Below are 3,197 nucleotides of genomic sequence, written 5' to 3'. Positions count from 1 at the left end.
GGTGGGGGCTGGTCGCGCCGTTCCCCGCGCCCCTTAAAAGACTGCGCAGTTCCCCGCGCCCCTGAAAAGCCAAAGACTGCGCCGTTCCCCGCGCCCCTGAAAAGCCAAAGACTGCGCCGTTCCCCGCGCCCCTGAAAGCCGAAGGTCGTGCCCCTGGGGCTGGGGCTGCGTTGTTGTGGGGCTGGCGCACAATGGGGGTATGGCTTCCTCCTCTCCTTCCCCTTCCGTCAGTGCGCTGGAGCAGGCCCTGCATGCCGCCCGGGCGCTCGTGATCGCCGATCTCGTGGCGGGGGAGGTCGCCGAGGCCGATGTGGTGTCGATGGTGGAGGAGTCCGTCGCGCAGCGGCGGTGGTGGGGGGAGCAGTGGCCCGAGGGGATCGGGTACGTGGCCGGGCTGGTCGCCCAGGACGTGCAGGACGCGCTGCTGGAGGCGTACGGGCGCTGGCCGCTGTGTCCCGTCTGCGGTCACGGCGACCCGCACGCCCTGGAGGTGGAGCCCGAGTTGGGGCCCGACCCGCACTGGGTGTGCCACAAGGCCGGCGTGAGCGTCGCCCCGGTGGGCGCGCTCGCAACCGCCCTGGGCGGCGGATCCGACGGATGACCGTCTACATAGACCCGCCCGACTGGCCCGGGCACGGCCGCATGTGGTCCCACCTCGTGAGCGACGTGTCGTTCGACGAGCTGCACGAGTTCGCGCGCCGGCTCGGCGTCCCCGCCCGCGCCTTCGAGCGGGACCACTACGACATCCCCTCGCACCGGTACGAGGACGTCGTGCGGGCCGGCGCCGTGCAGGTGCGCAGCCGCGAGGTCGTACGCATCCTGCGGGCGTCCGGGCTGCGCCGGCCCAAGGGACGGCCGGTCTCGGCGGAGCGGCCGGTCCCGGCGGAGCGGCCGGTCCCGGCGGAGCGGTCGGTCCCGGCGGAGCGGTCGGTCCCGGCGGAGCGGCCGGGGCCGGTCGGGCGGCCGGGTTCAGCCGCGTAGCTCGTACGCGTACTGCTCCCCGTCCTCGCCCGTCACCGTGCCCACCTTCGTGAAGCCCGCCCGCGAGACCACGCCCTGCGAGGGGCGGTTGGCGCGGTCGACCGTCGCGAACAGGTACGTCAGGTCCTCGTGGGCCAGCGCCCGGGCGGACAGGGCGCGCAGCGCCTCGCTGGCGTAGCCGTTGCCGCGGGCCGCCTCGGCCAGGTCGTAGCCGACCTCCGCGCGGCCCTCCGCGTCCGGGGCGCCGTGGAAGCCCATGGCGCCGAGCGCGCGCCCGTCTTCGCGTCTGACCAGGACGAACGTGCCCCACTCCGGCCGGTGCACCCCCGCCTCGTACGCCTTCACCACCATGCCCGCGGCGTCGCGGGTGCCCTGGAAGGGGCCGCCCTCGACCCACACGAAGCCGCCGGTGCCGCCCGCGCGTAGGTCGGCCGCGGCGGCCGGGGTCAGCCCCTGGAGGGTGAGGCGCTCGGCGGGGACGACCAGGTTGTTGCTCCAGTGCCAGCTGGTCAGGGGCGCCCGGCCGGGCAGCTCGCCGCGGCCGGTGGCCCACAGCAGGGTCCGCCAGTGGTCGGGGCCCGGCTCGGGGCGCACGTGCGGGAAGATCCGGGTCAGGACGTCGGCGCAGAGCGCGGCCGGCGGCTCGTACGCGATGCCCAGGCCCTCGGCCACGTCGTGCGTGTGCACGAGCACCTCCGTGACGCCCATCGCGGCGAAGCCCTCGCGGTCGGCGCTGCGGAAGGGGTACGGGTGGAAGGCCCGCACCTCCCGCGGGGTGGTGCGCACGGCGGCCGCGAGCAGGGCGCCGGTCGCCTCGATCACCTGCAGGACGTCCTCGGGACTCTCGCACGTGGCGCAGTCGATGCGGAACGGCACGTAGCGGTCGGTGGGGCGGCCCGCCAGCTGGCCCGCGTAGGAGACGAGGTCCGACGCGATGTGCTCCGCGGTCCTGCGGCAACTCCACTCCAGGCGGCCCGCCCTGACGCCCCAGTCCCGGTCGGCCGCGCCCCGCAGGACCGCCACCGCGCCCGAGACGGCCTCTTCCACCTGGTCCCCGCCCATGGCTCGCATGCCGGTGAGGATAGATGATCAGTTCGCGGGGCGGCCCGTCGTTTTCCCCGCCGTCCTGTCGGCCGTACTGTCGGCCGTCCTGTCGGTCGTTCCGGCGGCCGTCCCGCGCCGGTGCAGGTGCAGCGAGAGCGCGGTCAGCGCGCCCGCCGCGACGGTCAGGGCCGCTCCGGCCCAGGCCGGGGAGGCGAAGCCGAGCCCCGCGTCGATGGCGGCGCCGCCGATCCAGGGGCCGCCGGTGTTGCCGAGGTTGAAGGCGGCCGTGGTCGTCGCGGCGGCCAGGGTGGGGGCGGCGGCCGCGACGTCGAACAGCCGGGCGTTGAGGGCCGGGGCGGTGTAGAAGGCGGAGACGCCGAGGAGGAGGGCGAGGGCGGCCGCCGCGACGGCGTACTGCGCGAGCAGGGCGAGCGTCATGAGCAGGACCGTCGAGGCCGCGATGCCGGAGAGCAGCACCCCGAAGAGGTGGGCGTCCGCGATCCGGCCGCCGACCGTCGTCCCGATGAGCGCGCCGATTCCGAACAGCGCGAGCACGGCGGGCACCCAGCCCTCGTCGAGCCCGGCGACGTCCGTGAGCAGCGGGGCCAGGTAGCTGAACGCGCAGAAGACGCCGCCCGCCGAGAACGCGATCAGCGCGATGGTGAGCCAGACCTGCCGGTCACGGTAGATCCGCAGTTCGTCCCTGAGCCGGGGCCGCTCGTCGGGGAGCGGGATACGGGGGATGAGGGTGGCCACTCCGACGAGCGCGACCGCGCTGGCCGCACCGACCGCCCAGAACGCCGCGCGCCAGCCGAGTCCCTCACCGAGGAAGGCGCCCGCCGGGACCCCGAGGACGTTGGCGATGGACAGGCCGCCGATCATCACGGCCAGCGCGCGGGCACGGGCGTGCACCGGGACCATGGCGACGGCGACGGCCGCGCCGACCGCCCAGAAGCCGGCGCAGGCCAGCGCGCTGACGACCCGGGAGACGAAGAGCACGGCGTAGTTCGGGGCGAGGGCGCCCGCGACCTGGCCGATGCCGAAGACGCCGATGAGCGCGATGAGGGTCGTACGGCGGGGCAGCCGCAGCGTCGCCACGGCCAGCAGGGGCGCGCCGACGACCATGCCGACCGCGAAGGCCGATATCAGCAGGCCCGCGCGCGGGATGGGCA

Annotated in this window: 3 protein-coding genes and 1 pseudogene; 2 read left to right on the top strand and 2 right to left on the bottom strand. The window is 75.3% G+C overall.

All coding sequences use genetic code 11. The features are described from left to right. The first annotated feature begins 199 nt into the window (after positions 1 to 199). Entirely contained in the window at positions 200 to 601 is a 402-nt protein-coding gene (locus tag FGF04_RS37495) for a hypothetical protein (RefSeq protein WP_149515868.1), read from the top strand. After that, positions 598 to 855: pseudogene (locus FGF04_RS37490) on the top strand (DUF4031 domain-containing protein); the annotation flags it as partial. The gene FGF04_RS37495 and the pseudogene FGF04_RS37490, both read left to right, overlap by 4 nt. A gap of 114 nt (positions 856 to 969) precedes the next feature. Here FGF04_RS37490 and FGF04_RS37485 read toward each other — a convergent pair. Both FGF04_RS37485 and FGF04_RS37480 read right to left on the bottom strand, forming a co-directional pair. Then, a complete protein-coding gene (locus tag FGF04_RS37485; protein WP_149515866.1) occupies positions 970 to 2,052 on the bottom strand; it encodes a GNAT family N-acetyltransferase in 1,083 nt (360 codons plus the stop codon). 18 nt (positions 2,053 to 2,070) lie between these two features. After that, a partial coding sequence (locus tag FGF04_RS37480) for a Cmx/CmrA family chloramphenicol efflux MFS transporter (protein ID WP_149515869.1) occupies positions 2,071 to 3,197 on the bottom strand: 1,127 nt, incomplete at its 5' end.

It is taken from the genome of Streptomyces apricus (assembly GCF_008369065.1).
Classification (GTDB): Bacteria; Actinomycetota; Actinomycetes; order Streptomycetales; family Streptomycetaceae; genus Streptomyces; species Streptomyces apricus.
The sequence above is the reverse complement of the archived record's forward strand: the minus strand, read 5'-3'. Positions and strand labels throughout refer to the sequence as shown.

Excerpts from the sequence above, each read along its gene's own strand:
- FGF04_RS37495 (WP_149515868.1), top strand. The coding sequence starts at position 200 with ATGGCTTCCTCCTCTCCTTCCCCTTCCGTCAGTGCGCTGGAGCAGGCC.
- FGF04_RS37485 (WP_149515866.1), bottom strand. The coding sequence starts at position 2,052 with ATGCGAGCCATGGGCGGGGACCAGGTGGAAGAGGCCGTCTCGGGCGCG.